Annotated in this window: 17 protein-coding genes; 11 read left to right on the top strand and 6 right to left on the bottom strand. The window is 73.5% G+C overall.

Going from position 1 to position 16722, the window contains the following annotated elements:
• Positions 1–47: 47 nt before the first annotated feature.
• Entirely contained in the window at positions 48–872 is an 825-nt protein-coding gene (locus ACFCZF_RS20215) for an EamA family transporter (RefSeq protein ID WP_376672804.1), read from the top strand.
• A 663-nt stretch (positions 873–1535) separates the two neighbouring features.
• On the opposite strand, the gene ACFCZF_RS20220 is transcribed toward ACFCZF_RS20215, so the two are convergent.
• Positions 1536–2930, bottom strand: coding sequence for a S1 family peptidase (locus ACFCZF_RS20220; protein WP_376672805.1), 1395 nt, complete (start codon positions 2928–2930; stop codon positions 1536–1538).
• 205 nt (positions 2931–3135) lie between these two features.
• Here ACFCZF_RS20220 and ACFCZF_RS20225 point away from each other — a divergent pair, with 205 nt between their 5' ends.
• Together ACFCZF_RS20225 and ACFCZF_RS20230 are read left to right on the top strand one after the other, a co-directional pair.
• Positions 3136–4314, top strand: a complete 1179-nt coding sequence (locus ACFCZF_RS20225; protein ID WP_376672806.1) for a MalY/PatB family protein — start codon at positions 3136–3138, stop codon at positions 4312–4314.
• A 68-nt stretch (positions 4315–4382) separates the two neighbouring features.
• Complete coding sequence (locus tag ACFCZF_RS20230; RefSeq protein WP_375908045.1) at positions 4383–4778, top strand: PPOX class F420-dependent oxidoreductase; 396 nt, start codon at positions 4383–4385, stop codon at positions 4776–4778.
• 7 nt (positions 4779–4785) lie between these two features.
• Here the strand turns inward: ACFCZF_RS20230 and ACFCZF_RS20235 are convergent, their stop codons facing one another.
• Together ACFCZF_RS20235 and ACFCZF_RS20240 are read right to left on the bottom strand one after the other, a co-directional pair.
• On the bottom strand, positions 4786–5199 hold the full coding sequence (locus tag ACFCZF_RS20235) for a Zn-ribbon domain-containing OB-fold protein (RefSeq protein ID WP_376672807.1): 414 nt from the start codon (positions 5197–5199) through the stop codon (positions 4786–4788).
• A gap of 174 nt (positions 5200–5373) precedes the next feature.
• Entirely contained in the window at positions 5374–6111 is a 738-nt protein-coding gene (locus tag ACFCZF_RS20240) for a TetR family transcriptional regulator (RefSeq protein WP_376672808.1), read from the bottom strand.
• 137 nt (positions 6112–6248) lie between these two features.
• Between ACFCZF_RS20240 and ACFCZF_RS20245 the strand changes: the two genes are divergently transcribed.
• Positions 6249–7085: a hypothetical protein gene (locus ACFCZF_RS20245; protein ID WP_375908053.1), complete on the top strand. Its 837-nt coding sequence runs from the start codon at positions 6249–6251 to the stop codon at positions 7083–7085.
• Positions 7086–7109: 24 nt separating this feature from the next.
• Positions 7110–7598 (top strand): flavin reductase family protein, encoded by a 489-nt coding sequence (locus ACFCZF_RS20250; RefSeq protein ID WP_376672809.1) that lies wholly within the window; start codon positions 7110–7112, stop codon positions 7596–7598.
• Between the two features lie 56 nt (positions 7599–7654).
• Here ACFCZF_RS20250 and ACFCZF_RS20255 read toward each other — a convergent pair whose 3' ends face one another.
• Positions 7655–8038, bottom strand: coding sequence for a hypothetical protein (locus ACFCZF_RS20255; protein WP_375908058.1), 384 nt, complete (start codon positions 8036–8038; stop codon positions 7655–7657).
• Between the two features lie 317 nt (positions 8039–8355).
• Positions 8356–9273, bottom strand: coding sequence for a MurR/RpiR family transcriptional regulator (locus ACFCZF_RS20260; protein ID WP_376672810.1), 918 nt, complete (start codon positions 9271–9273; stop codon positions 8356–8358).
• A 317-nt stretch (positions 9274–9590) separates the two neighbouring features.
• Here ACFCZF_RS20260 and ACFCZF_RS20265 point away from each other — a divergent pair, with 317 nt between their 5' ends.
• Complete coding sequence (locus ACFCZF_RS20265; protein WP_375908063.1) at positions 9591–9752, top strand: hypothetical protein; 162 nt, start codon at positions 9591–9593, stop codon at positions 9750–9752.
• A 74-nt stretch (positions 9753–9826) separates the two neighbouring features.
• Positions 9827–10264: a DUF3662 domain-containing protein gene (locus tag ACFCZF_RS20270; protein WP_376672811.1), complete on the top strand. Its 438-nt coding sequence runs from the start codon at positions 9827–9829 to the stop codon at positions 10262–10264.
• A gap of 120 nt (positions 10265–10384) precedes the next feature.
• Here ACFCZF_RS20270 and ACFCZF_RS20275 read toward each other — a convergent pair whose 3' ends face one another.
• Positions 10385–11083 (bottom strand): nucleoside/nucleotide kinase family protein, encoded by a 699-nt coding sequence (locus ACFCZF_RS20275; protein ID WP_376672812.1) that lies wholly within the window; start codon positions 11081–11083, stop codon positions 10385–10387.
• Between the two features lie 54 nt (positions 11084–11137).
• Between ACFCZF_RS20275 and ACFCZF_RS20280 the strand changes: the two genes are divergently transcribed.
• The 4 genes from ACFCZF_RS20280 to ACFCZF_RS20295 all read left to right on the top strand — a co-directional run bounded on the left by ACFCZF_RS20280 (position 11138) and on the right by ACFCZF_RS20295 (position 16486).
• The gene (locus tag ACFCZF_RS20280) at positions 11138–11878 is read left to right on the top strand and encodes a beta-phosphoglucomutase family hydrolase (protein WP_376672813.1); all 741 of its coding nucleotides are present in this window, start codon (positions 11138–11140) and stop codon (positions 11876–11878) included.
• Positions 11875–14229: a glycoside hydrolase family 65 protein gene (locus ACFCZF_RS20285; protein ID WP_375908073.1), complete on the top strand. Its 2355-nt coding sequence runs from the start codon at positions 11875–11877 to the stop codon at positions 14227–14229. Before ACFCZF_RS20280 ends, ACFCZF_RS20285 begins: the two co-directional genes overlap by 4 nt.
• Positions 14230–14421: 192 nt before the next feature.
• Positions 14422–15900 carry a hypothetical protein gene (locus ACFCZF_RS20290; RefSeq protein WP_376672814.1) on the top strand — a complete coding sequence of 493 codons (1479 nt, stop codon included), beginning with the start codon at positions 14422–14424 and terminating at the stop codon, positions 15898–15900.
• Positions 15901–15997: 97 nt separating this feature from the next.
• On the top strand, positions 15998–16486 hold the full coding sequence (locus tag ACFCZF_RS20295) for a DUF5709 domain-containing protein (RefSeq protein ID WP_310869590.1): 489 nt from the start codon (positions 15998–16000) through the stop codon (positions 16484–16486).
• Positions 16487–16722 lie beyond the last annotated feature (236 nt).

Genomic DNA, 16722 nt, shown 5'->3' on the forward strand with positions numbered 1-16722 from the left:
GAGGCTCCTCGGCGCATCGGAGCCCCCGCCCCGGGCACCCCCGCGGGATGGGTGCCCTTCTCGCACTGGCCTCGGCCGTCTGCTACGGCGTCGTCGACTTCGCCGGCGGCCTGCTGTCCCGGCGCGTCCACTTCGCCGCCGTCACCTTCCTCGGCCAGGTCGGCGGGCTCGCGCTCGCCTGCGTGGCCGCCCTCCTCGTGACCACCCCCGACGTCCGCCCCACGGACCTGCTGTGGGGTGCCCTGTCCGGCATGGGCAGCGGCGTCGCCATGCACTTCCTCAACCGGGGCCTGAGCCGCGGCGCGATGAGCGTGGTGGTGCCGGTGAGCGCCGTCACAGGCGTCGCGCTCTCCGTCCTGTGCGGCGTACTCGTCCTAGGAGACCGGCCCGGCGCCCTCCCGTGGGTGGGGATCGCCGTCACCGTGCCCGCGCTCTGGCTCGTCTCCGGCGGCGGCACCGGACCGGGCCACGCCGTCACCGACGGTCTGCTCGCCAGCGCGGGCGTCGCCGTCCAGTATCTCGCCCTCGGGCAGGCGGGCCCCGAAAGCGGCCTGTGGCCCGTGGCGGCCGGCCGCGTCGCCGCCGTACTCCTGCTGCTCCCCGGCGCCGCCCGGCACACCGGGCGCCTGCGGCTGCCGCCGCGTCGGGCCGCCGAGGCGCTGCTGATCGGCGCCGGTGCCGCGCTCGGCCTGATCCTGTACCTCCTCGCCGCCCAGCGGCAACTGCTGTCGGTCGCCGTGGTCCTCGCCTCCCTCTACCCGGCACTGCCCGTCGTCCTGGGCCTCGCCCTGCTCCACGAGCGGGTCGACCGGCGGCAGGCCGTGGGCCTGATCGGCGCGGCGGCGGCCACGGTGCTGCTGACGCTGGGCTGAGACCGACCCGGGACGCTGTGTGTGGCGAAGGTCGCTGCCCCACGCCCGGGCACGGGCGGAGAGGGGCACGGGCGGACACGGGCAGCCGTGGCGGCTCAGCGGGGTGCCGCGGCTGCCCGGCACCGCCCGGGCATCTCGGGGCCGACGGGCCATGCGCCACGGCGGTCTGAGGGGCGTGGCGGTCTGAGGGGCGTGGAGGTCTGAGGGGTGCGGGGGTTCGTGGGGTGCGGTGGTCCGAGCGGGTCGGGGGTTCGTGGGGTGCGGCGGTCCGAGGGCGCGCCGGTCCGAGCGGTGGGGGACGAGGGGTGCGGCGGTCCGGGGGGCGCGGGGGTTCGAGGGGTGCGGGGGTTCGAGGGGTGCGGGGGTTCGAGGGGTGCGGGGGTCCGGGCGGTGCGGGGGTTCGAGGGGTGCGGGGGTTCGAGGGGTGCGGCGGTCCGGGCGGCGCGGGGGTTCGAGCGGCGCGGCGGTTCGAGCGGTGCGGCGGTCCGAGGGGTCGGGGGTTCGAGGGGTGCGGGGGTCCGGGCGGTGCGGGGGTTCGAGCGGCGCGGGGGTTCGAGCGGCGCGGCGGTCCGGGCGGCGCTGCGACGGCGACGGCCTCGGCGGGCCACCGGCCGAGGGGCGTCGCCGGTCTGCCGGGTCGTCCTCCCGTGTCCGCCCCACCGCTCAGCCCCACGTCGCCGAGTAGTGCCGCCGGTAGGCCTTGCGGTCCTGTTCCAAGCGGATCCACCGGGTCGCCACCAGGGCGATCAGGCTGCCCGCGACGACGAGCATGCCCGGGCCGACGTTGCGGCGGTCGGTGAGACGGGAGAGCAGGGTCGAGCCGTTGACGCCCGTCACGGGCGCCGAGGCCCCGGGTGCCGCGGCGCCCGGCGCGGTTCCACCGGCACCGGCACCGGCACCGGCACCGCCACCGGTGGCGGCCGGCGCGGAGGGCGCGGCGCCCGGCCCCGCCCCCTCCTCCGCCGAGACGATCAGCCGTACGCCGAGCGACTTCATGGCCTCCGGCAGCGGCTGGAAGAACGTCGTACCCCCCTTGTCGCAGTCGCCGCTGCCGCCCGAGGTCACACCGAGCGCGATGCCCTCGGAGAACATCGGCCCCCCGCTGTCCCCGGGTTCGGCGCACACGTCGGTCTCGATGAGGCCCGTGACCGTGCCCTCCGGGTAGTTGACCGTCGCGTCGAGCGCGGACACCTGACCGTCGCGCAGCCCGCTGGTGCTGCCGCTGCGGAACACCCGCTGCCCGACGGCCGGTTCACCCGTACCCGTGATCCGCACCCCCTTGCCACCGCCTACCGCCACCACGTCGGCGCCGTCGCCCGCCTTGCCGTTCGCGTACTCCACGAGGGAGAAGTCGTCCCCGGGGAAGCTCCCGGCGACCGTCTTGCCGACCTGCCGGTCACCCCCGTCGTCGCCGAACCAGACGGACCCCGTCGGCCCGCAGTGGCCGGCGGTGAGGACGAAGTCGCTCTGTCCGTCGGTCACGTTGAAGCCCGCCGAGCACCGCCCCGCCGTGGACAGGATCGGCTCCGCGCCGTTCAGCCGGGTCGTGAACGTGCCCTCGGTGCGCTCCATGCGGACGAAGCCGCCGATGCCCTCCGCGACGCCCGTCAGCCGGGACCAGTCGGACCCGGAGACCGTGCTGTCACCCCGTACCACCACCTCGTTCGACCGGTAGTCGAGGGCCCACGCCGTACCGGGCACCCGGGGCGCCGAACGCAGTGTCGAGGTCGCCGACTTCAGCTCGGACATGCTGTGCCGCACGAGCTTCGCCTCGGCACCGGCCCGCCGCACCTCCTCGGCCGTGCTCTCGTCGGTGACCGCGACGACCGGCTGCCCATCGTTGCCGACCCAGTGGCCCGCCGTACGGGAGGCGCCCAGCCGCGACACGAGGCCGGCGCCGGTTCCGGACGCGGGCTGCGCCAACGTGTGCGGGGCGGCGGACGTGTCGGGGGGTTCACTCGCCACCGCACGGGTGACCATCGTCCCCCCGACCAGGAGTCCGCCGACGGCCGCCAGCCGTGCCACTCGCCGGACGATGCGTCGTCGTGCGTGCCTCATGCATGCGCTCCCGAACCCGAACACACGGCGTCGCCGCCGCGGGGGCCCTCCGGACGTCGAGCGCCCTCCTCCCATACGGGTGCGGACCCGCCCGTGTTCACCGGGGCGGCGGTCCCGTCGGTGCTCGTCCATGCCGGCGGGCGGCGTCGGCGGCGTCCGTGCTCCCCGTTTCCCGGTCGCGCCGCGGGCCCCTATCTTGTGCCCCATGACCAGCAACCCGCAGCACCGGCCCGGTGAACCGAACCCACTGCGCGCACTCACCCTCGACCAGCTGCGCCGCCGTACGAGCATGAAATGGCGCACCCACCCGGCCGACGTGCTGCCGCTGTGGGTGGCCGAGATGGACGTGCCGCTCGCCGAACCCGTCGCGCGCGCCGTCACCGAGGCCATGGAACTCGGCGACACCGGCTACCCCGTCGGCACCGCCTACGCCGAGGCCCTGGCAGCCTTCGCCGGCAAGCGGTGGGGCTGGAACGACCTCGCCGTGGAACGCACCGCGATCGTGCCCGACGTGATGCTGGGCGTCGTCGAGATGCTCAAGCTGGTCACGGGGCCGGGCGACCCGGTGATCGTGAACCCGCCCGTGTACCCGCCGTTCTACCAGTTCGTGACGCACCTGGACCGGCGAGTCGTCGAGGCGCCGCTCGGCGCCGACCTGCGCATCGACCTCGGGATACTGGAGGAGGCGTTCCGGCGGGCCGTCGCCGGCGGCGGGCGGGCCGCCTACCTGCTGTGCAGCCCGCACAACCCGACCGGCACCGTGCACACCGCGGACGAGCTGGCCGCCGTCGCCGCCCTCGCCGAGCGGTACGGCGTCCGGGTCGTCGCCGACGAGATCCACGCGCCGGTCGTGACCGCGGGCGCGCGGTTCGTGCCGTACCTGAGCGTGCCCGGCGCCGAGCGCGGCCTCGCGCTGATGTCGGCGTCCAAGGGCTGGAACCTGGCCGGGCTCAAGGCCGCGCTCGCCCTCGCCGGACTCGGCGCCGCCGCCGACCTGGCGCGGATGCCCGAGGAGGTCGGCCACGGACCGAGCCATGTCGGCGTCCTCGCCCACACCGCCGCACTGCGCGACGGCGCCGCCTGGCTGGACGCGGTGCTGGCCGGGCTCGACGAGAACCGGCGGCTGCTCACCGACCTGCTGGCCGAGCACCTGCCCGGCGTCGTCCACCACCCCGGGGAGGCGACCTATCTCGCCTGGCTCGACTGCCGCGCGCTGGGCCTCGGTGACGATCCGGCGGACGTCTTCCTCCACCGCGGCCGGGTGGCCCTCAGCTCCGGCATTCCCTTCGGTACCGGCGGGGCGGGACACCTGCGGCTCAATCTGGCGACCTCGCCGGAGGTGATCACGGAGGCGGTGCACCGGATGCGGGCGGCCCTGGAGTGAGGGCGGATGAGGGAAGGGGCGGCAGGGGCACGGTGCGAGCCGTGGCCCTGGGCCTAGACTTGCCGACCATGGACGACGCGTCACTGGCCCGGCTCGGCGCCGGCAAGTACCTGCTGGTCACCACCTACCGGAAGAACGGCACCCCGGTCGCCACTCCGGTGTGGGTCGTACGGGACGGCGACGCGCTCGGCGTCTGGACCGTCGCCGACTCCTGGAAGGTCAAGCGCGTCCGCAACCGCGCCGACGTCCTGATCGGCCCCTGCGACGTGCGCGGCCGACCGACCGGCGACCAGGTGCCGGGGACGGCGGAGATCTGCGACCCGGCCACCACCGCCCGCTACCGGAAGCTGCTCGCCCGCAAGTACGGCGTCCTCGGCCGGGTCACCCTCTTCGGCAGCCGGCTGCGCCGGGGACTGGACGGCACCCTGGGCATCCGCATCACGCCCGCGCCGCCCGTGTCCTGACCGGACCTCAGGTCCAGGCCCGGTACGGCTCGTCGATCAGCTGGAAGACGGGCTCGCCGCGTACCGGGTCCTTGGCCGTGGACAGCCGCACCCGGTCGCCGCTGTGGATGCCGATGAGCGGGCCCATCACGCGGCCGCGCAGCACGAAGCCCTCGGCCATCTCGATCAGGGACACGTTGCGCGCGGCCGGGGTGTTGCGGTGCACCACCGTGGCGTGGCGCACCGTCCCCGTGCCCTCGCTGCGTTCGGTCCGCAGGTCGCTGCCGCGACAGACCGGGCACAGCACCCGGTGGTACATGGCGGTGCCGCACCAGGTGCAGCGCTGGTAGAAGACGGCCTCGGTGTCCGGGGCCTTGGGGTCGAGCACGCCCGTCGCGGAGCCGACTGCCTGCTGAGCGACGTTTCCTGAGTGGTGGTACACGCTGGTCAACTCCCTGCACTCGGGCCGGTATCCCACGTACGCGGTCGCCCGGGCACGCGTATGCGCGGCTCGCCGTGCCACCGTGCACGCCCCACAGCGTATGGCACTGAGTGTCACTCGTAAAGGCACTGCGTACCCCTGATTCCGCACCCGTGCCCCCGCGGCCGTCGGCCGTCAGTCGCGGGTGAACGCGGTCTCGACCTCCCGCACGACCTGCCACAGGGGCGTCCCGCGCCGGGAGACCACGACCACCACGTCCTCGGGCGCCTCGTCGCGGAGCGGGATGGGAACACCGCCGAACGTGGACTGCGCGTACCCCAGCGCGTGGTCCACCGCGGCGCCCGCGTCGTCCCGCCCGTCCGAACGCAGCCAGGACCGCAGGGCGTTGTTGTGCGCCGCGACCACCGCGGCCGCGATCACGTCGGCCCGCAGGATCCCGTCCGGCCGCCGCCCACCCAGGCGTCCGCGCAGGTACTCGGCGAGGGCGCGCTCGTAGCGCCACACCACCGACAGCTCGTACGCCCGCAGTCCGGGGACCTTCTTGGTGAGGTGGTAACGCTGCACCGAGAAGGCCGGGTTCTCGGCGTACATGCGCAGCACGAGCCGGGCCGCGGCGCAGACCCGTGTCACCGGGTCGGCGTCCTCGGGGGAGGCGGCCAGGAAGGCCGTCATGTCGGCCAGGCACCGTTCGTGGTCGGGGAAGACCACGTCCTCCTTGGAGGGGAAGTAGCGGAAGAACGACCGCCGTCCGACACCGGCGAGCGCGACGATGTCGTCGACGGTCGTCTGCTCGTAGCCCCGTTCCAGGAACAGCTGGAAGGCCGCCGCGACCAGCGCCTCCCGCATCGGCGGCCGGATACCCGCCGCGTCCGTCCGGTCCCCGCGGCGGGGCGCCGCACTGCTGGAGCTCATGAAGGGGAACGTAGCAGCTCACCGGCGTCCATGACACTCAGTGCAGTGAACAGAGGGAACTGAGTGCCCTCGCCGTTTCGCTTCCTCGCCGCGCCGGTCGCATACGATCACTCCCGATCAGCCCCGAGGAGTTCCGCATGCCGTCCACCCGCCCCAGCGTCCTGTACGTCACCGACCTGGCCTACGAGGCCCGCGGGCGGCGTTATTGCGACGAGGACATCTTCCTGACCTCCCGTCTCCGCGAGGACTTCGACCTGGCCCTGTGCCACCCCGGGGAGGCCGCCGCGCTGTTGGACGCCTTCGACGCGGTCGTCGTCCGCAACAGCGGTCCCGTGCTGGGGTACCAGGCCGCCTACGACGCCTTTCGCGAGCGCGCGGCCGAGCGCGGAACCCGCGTCTACAACCAGCTCACCGGCCGGGCGGACATGGCGGGCAAGCAGTACCTCCTCGACCTGACCGACGCGGGATACCCGGTCATCCCCACCGTCGGTCGGCCGGAGGACCTGCACCGGCTGCCCCCGGCGGACGAGTACGTCGTCAAGCCCAGGCTCGGCGCGGACTCGGTGGGCCTGCGGTTCGTGCCCGCGGACCGCGTACGGGAAACGGTGCGCGGCGACGCCGGGGACATCCTCGTCCAGCCGCGCGTCGAGTTCGCCTACGAGGTCTCCTTCTACTTCGTCGACCACGACTTCCAGTACGCCCTGTACGCGCCGCATCCCGACCGGCGCTGGCGGCTGGAGCCGTACGACGCCTCACCGGAGGACCTCGACTTCGCTCGGCGGTTCATCGAGTGGAACGGCGTCGAACACGGCATCCAGCGCGTCGACGCCTGCCGCGCGCCCGGCGGTGAGCTGCTCCTGGTCGAGCTGGAGGACCTCAACCCCTACCTGTCCCTGGACGCCCTCGACGACGCGGGCCGGAACTCCTTCGTCACCGCCCTGCGGACGGCCCTGCGGCGCCTCCTCGCGGCATGACCCCGCCCGGGAGGGGCGCCTAGCATGGCCGTCATGGACGCGTTTCTCGGCCGGCTCGACCCGGACATGTGCGTGGTGACGGCCGCGGCGGACGGGGAACGGGCGGGCTGCCTGGTCGGCTTCTCCTCGCAGTGCTCCCTCGACCCCGTGCGTTTCGTCGTATGGCTCTCCGAGGTCAACCGGACCTTCCGGGTGGCGCGTTCCGCCGACGTCCTGGCCGTCCATCTGCTCGCCCGCGACCAGCGAGGGACGGCCGAGATCTTCGGCGGGCAGACAGGCGACCGGGTGGACAAGTTCCGGCAGGTCCGCTGGCGTGAGGGGTACGGCGGGGCGATCGTGCTGGAGGACGCCGAGGCGTGGTTCGTCGGCCGCGTGGTGGAGCGCGCCGCCGGAGGCGATCACGTCGGTTTCGTCCTCGACCCGGTCGAGTGGGGCGGGCGGGAGACGTCCGGCGGACGGCTGCTGCGACTCGCCGACGCCCACACCATCCGGCCGGGCCACCCGGTGGACTGACCGGCGCGGTCCGGGACAAGCGCGGGGCAGTCCGGGACAGCGCGGGGCGGCCCGGGTCAGCGTCCGGCGGCGCCCCGTTCGGCCAGCGCATCGGTGACCGCCCGCACGCTGCGTGCGATGTGCTGCAACTGCAGGACCTCCGCCGCGTACAGCTTGATGGTGTGCTCGATGACCGACTCGGGCAGGCCGAGCCGGGGCAGGTCCGCCCGGGCGGTCTGCAGGGCGGTACGGGCCACCCGGATCTCGTGCTGGACCTGGATCTGCGCGTGGCGGGCGAGCAGCACGGGGTGGCGGATCAGCGCCGGGTAGCCCGCGTAACGGGCCGGCACCAGCTCGCGCAGCCACTTGGCCGCCGAGCGCTCCCAGTCGTAGCTGCCGGGTGTCTTGACCTGGCACGGCCAGTCCGGGCTGATGCGCGTGGTCGTCAGGGGCATGATCATCGCTTCCGGGTGTGCGGCGTCGACGGGGTGGGGCGACGGTTGGGGCGGCCCCGGTCCAGGGGACGACCGGGACCGCCGCGGGCGCTCGCGCAGGCGATGCCCGACGGAACACCCCGGGTTACGCCGGAGCGGGTAGGAGCCGGCTGCCAGAGGTGTTCGCGCAGGTGTGGACGCGCTCCGGGGCGGCCGGGTCGCGATCCGTGAGCAGTATTTATATATGCCAACCGCTTTGCAAGGCGTATGAAAACATTCATGCCTGCTTTGACAGGGATGGCCCCCGTCCGCGCCGACCAATCGGGGCCGAAACGGGGACCGGCTCAGTCCCGGAGGAAGAACTGGTGCTGGTCGGCGACCTGCTCGTACTCCTCCAGCCGGGCCTGCGTCCGCTCGGGATCGGCGTCGGTCATGGCCTGGAGCAGTGCCGCGCACATCACGCCCGGCGCCGCGTAGGAGTCGAAGACCAGCCGTGACCCCGTGCCGGTGGCGAAGGTGACGTCGGCCTCGTCCACGAGGGGGCCGAGCGCCAGGTCGGTGATCAGCGCCACCTTCAGTCCGGCACCGCGTGCCACCCGGACGGCGCCCAGAGTCTCGTGGGCGTGCCGGGGCATGGAGAAGGCCAGCACCCAGGTGCCGCCCGCCTCCCGGGACTGGAGCAGGGCGTCGTAGGCGACGGTGCCGCCCCGGGTCACCAGGCGTACGTCGGGATGGACGCGGCGGGCGGCGTAGGCGAAGTACTCGGCGAGCGAGACGGAGATGCGCAGCCCGAGAACGGTCAGCGGCGCGGAGGCGGCCAGTTTGCGTCCGACGTCGATCACCCGGTCGGCGTCGGCGAAGTCGCGCCGCAGGTTCTCCAGGTTCTCGATCTCGGCGTCGACGGCCGCCTGGAGTTCGTTGCCCCGGTTCTCCTCGGCCGGAGCGCCGCCGCGGGTGCCCAGCGCGATCGACTGGAGCTGCTCCCGCAGCGCCGGGTAACCGCTGAAGCCGACCGCCGAGGCGAACCGCGTCACCGAGGGCTGGCTCACGCCCACCCGGTCGGCGAGGTCGGTGATCGACAGGAACGCCGCCTCGGTGAGGTGCTCGATGAGGTACTGCGCGATGCGCCGCTGGCCCGGGGAGAGGCGGGGCCGGTCGAACAGCGTCCTGAGCCGGGAAGTGGGGGAGACCTCCGTCTCCGGGGCCGCCCGTCCCGAGGTGATCGCCGATGCCTGCGCGCGTGCCTGCTGCGGCGATGGCACGGATGCGCCTCCTTTGTCTCCCACGGAGGTCAACATAGCTCACCCCCCGTGTCCGGCAGGACGGCGTCACGGGCCGTCCCCGAGCCCGCACGGGCCGGAATTCGCCCCCTCCCGGAACCGACATCCGCCCCGCTCGGAACCGGCATCCGCCCCGCTCGGGACCGACGTCAGCCCCGTCCGGAACCGACGTCAGCCCCGTCCGGAACCGACATCCGCCCCGCTCGGAACGGCATCCGCGCCCGCGGGGGATAGCACGGCCCTGTCCGGGAACCCGCCGCCACGGAAGAAAGCCACAGCACGGACGAGGAGCCGCCGTCATGACCGTCCCGGAAGAGAACCGGCCGAAGACCGACACCACCGACGACGTTCTCGACCAGCGCGACGAGGAGGCGCCCCGCCCGCCGGGTGGCACCGGCCGGACCATGCGCGAGGCCCTGGAAGAGGCGCACGTCCGCCCCGACGACTACGACGAGGAATGACCGCCCGGTAACCGCGCGACGCCCGCGCCACACCGGGCGGCCGACCTCGAGAACACCCGGCAGGTGAATACCGCATGGGCGCCATCAGCGCGCTGGAGAAAGCCCTGGAAAGCGGTTGGGAAGCGCTGTGGGCGCGGGTCTTCGACAGGGACCCTGTCGAACTCCTCGACGCCCTGCGCACGGAATGCGACAGCAACGCCGTGGTCTCGCCCCAGGGGCGGGTCATGGTGCCCAACGCCTACGACGTAGCGCTCGCCGACGTCGTGCACGAGGAACTGCCACGCCGCGACAGCCGGGTGGGCCAGGTGCTCACCGACAGCCTGGCCCGGCACGCCGAACGGCACGGATACGAGTGGGCGGGCCCGCTGGCGGTGCATATCACGAAGTCGGACGACGTGCCGGGCGGCCGCTACCGCGTGGCGAGCCGCGTGATGCCGCACGTGAGCGCCGCCGGCTTCCCGCACGCGGAGTCCCAGCCGCGCTCCACCGACGGCCGACGCACGACCGAGTGACGACGCACGACCGAGTGACGCGGTCGACCGGGCGGCATCGATGCCGCCGAAGGGCCTGTCGAGGACGAGCACACGGTGACGCCCCGCCCCCGCGGGGAAACTCGCGGGGAAACCCGGGCGTCACGCACCAGGCCGGTCCCGCCCTCCGTCCGCGTCCACACCCGGCATCGCCCCCGCCGGCACCACGAGGTCGGCGCGGTCCCGAGTCCCGGCGACCAGGTCGGCGTTGCGCTGGTCGGTGCCGAGCACCCAGGCGACCGCGTCCTGGTGGGACTTGCCGAACCGTTCGTGCCGCGCCACCAGCCGGCGGACCCGCTCGGTCTCCGCCGGCTCGCAGAACCACACCTCGTCGAGCCGGGAGCGTACCCGCGCCCACGCGCCGGTCTCCAGCAGCAGGTAGTTGCCCTCCGTCACGACCAGCCGCGCCGACGCCGGCACCGGCACGGCCCCGGCGATCGGCTGCTCCAGCACGCGCTCGAAGCCGGGCGCGTACACGGTCTCGCCGTCCGCCCCCTCGTCGTCCGGCTCCTCGCGCAGTCGGCGCAGCAGCGCCGCGTACCCGGCCGCGTCGAAGGTGTCGGGCGCGCCCTTGCGGTCCCGGCGGCCGAGGCGGTCCAATTCGGCGTCGGCGAGGTGGAAGCCGTCCATGGGGACGTGCGCGACCCACGGCTCGCCCGTCCCGTTCAGCTCCCGCACCAGATGTTCGGCGAGCGTCGACTTCCCGGCGCCGGGGCTTCCGGCGATGCCGAGGATCGCGCGCCGCCCGCCCTCCGGCAGGGAGCGGGCCCGGATGAGAAGGTCGTCGAAAGTCAGCGGCACACCGCAGAGTGTGTCACCTGATCGGACCCGCCCCGGCGGGGAACTGTCTCGGGTATGACGACGCAGCTAGGACTTCCCGACGACATCCAGGCCTGCCTCTTCGACCTCGACGGGGTTGTCACCAGAACGGCGGTGGTGCACGCCGCCGCCTGGAAGGAGACGTTCGACGCCTTCCTGCGCGAGCGGGACGGCGCGGACTTCCGCCCCTTCACCGACTCCGACTACGCCGAGTACGTCGACGGCCGCCCGCGCGCCGACGGCGTGCGTGCCTTTCTCGCCTCCCGCGGCGTCGAACTGCCCGACGGGGACCCCGACGACCCGCCGGACGCGCGGACCGTCAACGGCGTCGGCAACCGCAAGAACGAACTGCTCCTCAAGAAGATCCGCACCGACGGCGTGGAGCCGTACGAGGGCACGCTGCGCTACATCGACGCGGTCCGCGCCGCCGGTCTCGCCACCGCGATCGTCTCCTCCAGCGCCAACACCCAGGACGTGCTGCACTCCATCGACGCCGAGCGCCTGTTCGACGTACGGATCGACGGCGTGGTGGCCCGGACCCGGAAGCTGCCGGGCAAGCCACGCCCCGACACCTTCCTGGCCGCCGCCCGCGACCTCGGCGTCGACCCGTCCCGCGCCGCCGTCTTCGAGGACGCGCTGGCCGGCATGGACGCGGGACGCTCCGGGCACTTCGGCTACGTCGTCGGCGTCGACCGCGTCGGCCAGACCGACGCCCTCTACGCCCACGGCGCCGACCGCGTCGTCAAGGACCTCGCCGAACTGGGAGGCCAGGCGTGATCACCAACCGGACGTACGCCGTCGAGCCCTGGTCCGTGCGCGAGACGGCCCTCAACCTCGACCTCCTCGCCCAGAGCGAGTCCGTCTTCGCCCTGTCCAACGGGCACATCGGCTGGCGTGGCAACCTCGACGAGGGCGAACCGCACGGCCTGCCCGGCAGCTACCTCAACGGCGTCTACGAACTGCACCCGCTGCCGTACGCCGAAGCGGGCTACGGCTACCCCGAGTCCGGCCAGACCGTCATCAACGTCACCAACGGCAAGCTGCTGCGGCTGCTCGTCGACGACGAACCCTTCGACCTGCGCTACGGGCGGCTCGTCAAGCACGAACGCACCCTGGACCTGCGGCGCGGTGTGCTGGAGCGGACCTGCGAGTGGACCTCCCCGGCCGGTACGACCATCCGGGTGCGCTCCACCCGGCTGGTCTCCCTCACCCAGCGGGCCATCGCCGCCGTGGAGTACGAGGTCGAGCCGGTCGACAGCCGGACCCGGGTGGTCATCCAGTCGGAGCTGGTCGCCAACGAGAGCCTGCCCTCCCCGGACGGCGACCCCCGGACGGCCAAGGCGCTCCAGTCCCCGCTGGAGCCGGAGGAGGACCTCGCCATGGGCTCCCGGCTGCGCCTGGTCCACCGGACGCGGCGCAGTGGACTCAGGGTCGCCGTGGCCGCCGACCACGTCGTCGACACCCCCGGGGAGATCACCACCAGCAGCGAGAGCAACACGGACGTGGCCCGCCTGACCATCACCTCCGTGCTGGAGCCGGGACAGCGGCTGCGGGTGCAGAAGACGGTCGCCCACGGCTGGTCGGGCGCCCGCTCCCGGCCCGCGATGAGCGACCAGGTCGAGGCCGCGCTCGCCGCCGCCGCGCACAGCGGCTGGGACGGACTGGTGGCGGAACAGCGCGCCTACCTCGACGACTTCTGGGCGCGCGCGGACGTGGAGGTGCACGGCGACGAGGAGATCCAGCAGGCCGTGCGCTTCGCCCTGTTCCACGTCCTGCAGGCCGGAGCCCGCGCCGAACAGCGGGCGATTCCGGCCAAGGGACTGACCGGCTCCGGTTACGACGGACACGCGTTCTGGGACACCGAGATGTTCGTGCTGCCCGTACTGACCTACACCGAACCCAAGGCCGTCGCCGAGGCGCTGCGCTGGCGCCGGGACACCCTGCCCGCCGCCCGCGACCGCGCCACCCAGCTGGGGCTGCGCGGCGCCGCCTTCCCCTGGCGGACCATCGACGGCTCCGAGGGCTCCGCGTACTGGCCGGCCGGCACGGCCGCCTTCCACGTGGCCGCCGACATCGCGCACGCCGCGGTGCGGTACACGGCGGCGACCGGCGACACCGACTTCGAACGCGACACCGCCCTCGAACTCCTGGTGGAGACGGCCCGGCTGTGGCGCTCGCTGGGCCACCACGACCACCACGGCGTCTTCCACATCGACGGCGTCACCGGCCCGGACGAGTACAGCGCCATCGCCTACGACAACACGTACACCAACCTCATGGCACGCTCGAACCTGCTCGCCGCGGCCGACGTGTGCGAACGCCACCCGGACGAGGCCGCGCGGCTCGGCGTCGACGACGAGGAGAGCGCCGCCTGGCGGGACGCCGCCGAGTCCGTGAACATCCCCTACAACGAGGAGATCGGCGTCCACGAGCAGCACTCGGGCTTCACCCGCCACCAGCGCTGGGACTTCGCCGCCACCGCCGCCGACCAGTACCCGCTGATGCTGCACTTCCCCTACTTCGACCTCTACCGCAAGCAGGTCATCAAGCAGTCCGACCTCGTGCTGGCGATGTACACCTGCGGCAGCTGGTTCGACGCCCACTGCGACGAGGACCAGATCGCCCGCAACTTCGCCTACTACGAGCCGCTGACCGTACGGGACTCCTCGCTGTCCGCCTGCTGCCAGGCCGTCGTCGCCGCCCAGACGGGACATCTGCGCCTGGCCTACGACTACGCCGCCGAGGCCGCCCTGATGGACCTCGCGGACCTGGAGCACAACACCCGCGACGGACTGCACATCGCCTCGCTGGCCGGTACGTGGTTGGCGCTGGTCGCCGGCTTCGGCGGCACCCGCCGGGACGGCGACAGCCTCCGGTTCACGCCGCGCCTGCCCGAGAAGTTCAGCCGCCTCGCCTTCCGGCTCCAGTTCCGGGGCCGATGCCTTCGCGTGGAGATCGGCGCCGACAAGGCGACGTACACCCTGCTGGAGGGCGCGCCCCTGACCATCCAGCACCACGGGAGCGCGCTGACCGTGAACGGGGACGGCCCCGTCACCCGCGCCGTCCCCGCACCCAAACGGCGCCCCACCCCCGAACAGCCCCCGCACCGCCGCCCCAACGCCCACTGACAAGGCCGGACGCTTGACTGAGGAGAAAGGATGGGGCGGGAACGAGACAGCGCGACTGGCCGACTTCCACCCTGCGCTTGCGTGGCCCGCGGGTTAGTTTGACCTTGTTTTCCGGGTTTCCGGGCTCCGGCCACCGGCGGCAGGAGGTGAGGAACGAGCGGCCCCGCGACGAGCGGGGGTGAGGGGTGCACGATGGCCGACGGCGCGAACGCCATGCTCGCCGGCAGACGCCGGGACGAGGCGACGACGGCGTCCGGTACCCCCCGGCGCCTGCGCGGTGACGCCCTGATCGCGGCGGTGGCCGCCGTCTTCACCCTGTTGCAACTGGTCTTCGTCCACCCCTGGATGGGCCTCGGCTGGGACGAGACGGTGTACGTCAGCCAGGTCACCTCCCACCACCCCGCCGCCTTCTTCAGCGCACCGCGCTCCCGCGGCGTCTCCCTGCTGGTCGCGCCCGTCGCGTCCTGGTCGTCGTCCACCGAACTGCTGCGCGTCTACCTCGCCGTGCTGTCCGGCCTCGGTCTGTACCTCGCCCTGCGGGCCTGGAAGGGCCTCTTCCCGGCCCGCGTCCTGGCCACGGCCGGCGCGTTCTTCGCCACCCTGTGGGTGACCCTCTTCTACGGTCCGCAGGCCATGCCCAACTACTGGGTCGCCATCGGCGCCCTGATCTGCGTCGGCTGCTTCCTGCGGGCCTGGCAGGGGCTGTCCGGGCGGGCCGCGCTGTGGGGAGTGGTGGCCGGAGCCGCGCTGATGGCGTGGATGCGCCCCACGGACGCGGTCTGGGTGACCCTGCCCCTGCTGGTCCTCGTCCTCGTGCGCCGCCACTGGCTGCTGCTGCTCGCCCTCGTGGGCGGCCTCGCGGCCGGGGGAGTGGAGTGGGTGATCGAGGCGTACGGCTGGTACGGCGGCCTCGGGGAGCGGCTGTCGAGGGCCTCCGAGATCCAGGGGGGCCTCGGCTGGAACATCGCCGTCGACGACCAGATGCGCAGCCTGGGCGGACGGGGCCTGTGCCGCCCGTGCACCGGCTCGATGCCGCACCCGGTGGTCACCCTGTGGTGGATCGTCCTCCCGGCCGTCGCCGTCCTCGGGGTCGTCGTCGCCGTCCGGGCCCGGCGCGCCGCCCGCACCCTGGTCCCGTTCGCCTGCGCCGTGACGGCCGCGCTGCCCTACCTGTTCATGATCGGCTACGCGGCGCCCCGCTTCCTCCAGCCCGCCTACGCCCTGCTGGCCGTCCCGGTCGCCGTGGCGCTGTGGCACCTGGTCACGACGGTACGCGGCCGGTGGCGTCCGGTGGCCGCGTCGCTCGTCGCGCTCGCGCTGGCCGGCCACCTGGCGGTGCAGTTCGCCGTCCTCGTGGGCACCGTGAACCGCAACGTCGAAAGCCGCGAGGACTGGGCCCGCGTCGCCGACGAGCTGCACCGGCTGGGTGTCCGCCCGCCGTGTCTGATCACCGGGCACGAGTCCATTCCGATCGGCTACTACACGGGCTGTTCCTCCGGCGCCACCAGCGGCAACAACGAGAACACCACGGCCGCCGAGATCGTGGACACCGCCCGCCGCATCCCGGTCGCCGACGTCACAGGACCGGGCGGCACCCCGCCCGGCTTCGCCCGCGACTGGAGCCCGCACCGCATCACCGACCTGAGCGTCCGCGTCGCACCCCGGGGGTGAAGATCCCGGACCGGGAACGGGTTAGAGATCGCGTATCGGGAAACGCGAACCGCACACCCAGACCACCGAGCCGACGCAGCGCGAGAGGGAGGCAGCGATGGGCACGGACCCGATGGCCGACGACGTCTACCAGCCCACCGGAACCAACGAGGAGCAGGAGGACGCCGCGCCCCTCGACCTCCAGGACGCCGTCGACGAGCGGACCTACGACGACACGCTCGACGAGGGTTACTCCCCGCCGGAGAAGCCCCTCGGCGTGACCAAGCACGGCACCACGGCCGCGGAGCAGCACGACGGCGAGACCCTGGACGAGCGGCTGTCCCAGGAGACGCCCGACGTGTCCGCGCCGGACGGCGACGGCGTGGGCGACAAGCCCGGCGGTGACGGGGAACCGGTCGACCCCGAGGCGGGCACCGAACGCTCCGGCCGTCTGGTCGCCCCCGACGAGGGCGTACGCACCGACACGACGAAGGAGACCGTCGCCGAGGACGTCGGCATCGACGGCGGAGCGGCGGGCGCCGAGGAGGCCGCCATGCACGTCGTGGAGGACGAGACGGCGCTGCCGGACAGGGAGAACGACCGGTAGGGCCCCGGCCCGCGGACCAAAGGCCCGGCTCGCGGATCAGGGGCCCCGGCTTCGGGCCGAGGCCCCCCGGCCGCGCCCGCTGACCCGCCCGGGCGCGCTCACGCGTCACATGGCCCGGACCGGTGCCGCCCGCACCAGGCCGGGACATGTTAAGGCCTATGGTCTCCCTGTCAGGGCAAGAACTTGTCGAACGAGGGAGGGGCACCCTTGTCCCGCCTCTGACCGGCCAAATCGAG

The organism is Streptomyces sp. NPDC056296, assembly GCF_042268605.1.
In the GTDB taxonomy this organism is placed as follows: domain Bacteria; phylum Actinomycetota; class Actinomycetes; order Streptomycetales; family Streptomycetaceae; genus Streptomyces.

Excerpts from the sequence above, each read along its gene's own strand:
- ACFCZF_RS20245 (WP_375908053.1), top strand. The coding sequence starts at position 6,249 with ATGCCGTCCACCCGCCCCAGCGTCCTGTACGTCACCGACCTGGCCTAC.
- ACFCZF_RS20290 (WP_376672814.1), top strand. The coding sequence starts at position 14,422 with ATGGCCGACGGCGCGAACGCCATGCTCGCCGGCAGACGCCGGGACGAG.
- ACFCZF_RS20230 (WP_375908045.1), top strand. The coding sequence starts at position 4,383 with ATGGACGACGCGTCACTGGCCCGGCTCGGCGCCGGCAAGTACCTGCTG.
- ACFCZF_RS20265 (WP_375908063.1), top strand. The coding sequence starts at position 9,591 with ATGACCGTCCCGGAAGAGAACCGGCCGAAGACCGACACCACCGACGAC.
- ACFCZF_RS20270 (WP_376672811.1), top strand. The coding sequence starts at position 9,827 with ATGGGCGCCATCAGCGCGCTGGAGAAAGCCCTGGAAAGCGGTTGGGAA.
- ACFCZF_RS20250 (WP_376672809.1), top strand. The coding sequence starts at position 7,110 with ATGGCCGTCATGGACGCGTTTCTCGGCCGGCTCGACCCGGACATGTGC.
- ACFCZF_RS20225 (WP_376672806.1), top strand. The coding sequence starts at position 3,136 with ATGACCAGCAACCCGCAGCACCGGCCCGGTGAACCGAACCCACTGCGC.
- ACFCZF_RS20220 (WP_376672805.1), bottom strand. The coding sequence starts at position 2,930 with ATGAGGCACGCACGACGACGCATCGTCCGGCGAGTGGCACGGCTGGCG.
- ACFCZF_RS20255 (WP_375908058.1), bottom strand. The coding sequence starts at position 8,038 with ATGATCATGCCCCTGACGACCACGCGCATCAGCCCGGACTGGCCGTGC.
- ACFCZF_RS20215 (WP_376672804.1), top strand. The coding sequence starts at position 48 with ATGGGTGCCCTTCTCGCACTGGCCTCGGCCGTCTGCTACGGCGTCGTC.
- ACFCZF_RS20240 (WP_376672808.1), bottom strand. The coding sequence starts at position 6,111 with ATGAGCTCCAGCAGTGCGGCGCCCCGCCGCGGGGACCGGACGGACGCG.
- ACFCZF_RS20295 (WP_310869590.1), top strand. The coding sequence starts at position 15,998 with ATGGGCACGGACCCGATGGCCGACGACGTCTACCAGCCCACCGGAACC.
- ACFCZF_RS20280 (WP_376672813.1), top strand. The coding sequence starts at position 11,138 with ATGACGACGCAGCTAGGACTTCCCGACGACATCCAGGCCTGCCTCTTC.